Source organism: Thermostichus sp. MS-CIW-23 (assembly GCF_054059455.1).
In genome coordinates, this window is sequence record NZ_JBSSCC010000082.1 from 1 (window position 1) to 1,442 (window position 1,442).

General features: G+C 54.5%; 1 protein-coding gene. It reads right to left on the reverse strand.

The window, feature by feature from the left end:
* Nucleotides 1–9: 9 nt before the first annotated feature.
* Nucleotides 10–1,218 (reverse strand): hypothetical protein, encoded by a 1,209-nt coding sequence (locus ACVW0B_RS14315; protein ID WP_457491991.1) that lies wholly within the window; start codon nt 1,216–1,218, stop codon nt 10–12.
* Nucleotides 1,219–1,442 lie beyond the last annotated feature (224 nt).

The window sequence follows — 1,442 nt, forward strand, 5'->3', positions numbered from 1 at the left end:
ACTTCTTTACTACTGATCAATCCATCCTCCTTCCGAAGTTGGTTTGCTAAGTGCTGCTATTGTACCCCTTGAGCCCTTAACAGGCTGTACCCTGTTGCGAGCTTGCTGCACCAAACTGGGGCTATAGGTCAAAAAGAGAGGGCGGTACTCAAGAGGTCTCTGTTTTGAAGTTTTGAGGTAGTGGCTGCAATAGTCGGCAAAGCGGTAGTACAACATCAGAGATTTGCCGCTCCCGGCCCTTCCGTTGATCAGTAGGGGCATGGATGTGCTCTGCAGGATTTCTTCCTCCTCCATGGACAAAGCCAAATTTCCCTCTGTGATCTCCTGCATTTCCAACCAAATGGTCTCATCCGCCACCATGTAGTCGGGGTAGGCGCGACGGGCGTACCGCTTCCATACCTCCAAAGGTTGCGGGTGCTGGAGAATATCCGGCTGCTTGGCTTTCATCCCAAAGAGGCAGGTTTGGCATCCCAGATCAAACCGTTCCCTCTGCTCTGGGGCGTGGTCGTAAACCCCGATGAGAAATGGAAACAATCTCCCTGGCTGCTCGCACGCTTGTACCAAGCTGACGGCCAGATGCAGGGATCCCTCCTGCCAGCATTTGACCTCTGCCTCCAGATAAAACGGCGGGAGCTGCCGGTAGAGCCTGCCTTCAATGTCATCTACCAAGCGGGATACTGCTTGGTAAGCCTGGCGCCGCTGCTCTGGAGAAAGGGCCCGTACTTGCCGAACCCATTCCCCACTTTCCAACACCAGCCGCTCCTGCGGATTGGGAGCATTCAAGAACTGTGTCCATTCATACAGCTCGTCGGGCAGAGGGGGGAGATGGTTTGGCGGATCCCCTGGTTCGTGCCGCTGCGCCAGCCACGCCTGCAACCGGTCATCGGGCACCCAGCTCCGCACCCGTTCTTGATAATCCGGATCTCGCCGTCGGTCTAAGAACTCCCGGTATTCGTGACTGCCTCTCGGCCAGAGGCCAAACAAAACCAGAACGGGTACTTCGCCTACATAGCGCAGCTCCCCCACCAAGCGAATGTTGTTGCGGAGATTACGCTTCCAGTAAGGATAACGAACGTCGAACAACTGGCTCAAAAGGGTGCGATCCCCCTCTTCCAGCCGTTCTACCAATGCTTCTAGGTTGCACTGGGTTCTGCTTCCCAGAAACTCCTCCGGGCAATATACATACATGGGATCCCGCCGGGTATACTTGGAAGCCATCCTAGTGCCGGGCTACTGGCGAAAATTGCCGCTGTGCCAAAAGTCTTAATTTTTTTCATAATCCCCACGTAGCCCACAACTACCTATGTAGCCATTTGCAAACTCACAAAACATCTCGATTCAAGCTTTTGTAAACTACCCGACACCCGCGCTATGCGCAGGGTGCGGGCTTTATCCCAATCCCTAGCGGCCCCAGAGGACAGCTAAGTTTCGGAATTTCAGGC

What these genes read in the sequence shown, in the direction of transcription:
- ACVW0B_RS14315 (WP_457491991.1), bottom strand. Translation starts at nt 1,218, where the DNA reads ATGGCTTCCAAGTATACCCGGCGGGATCCCATGTATGTATATTGCCCG.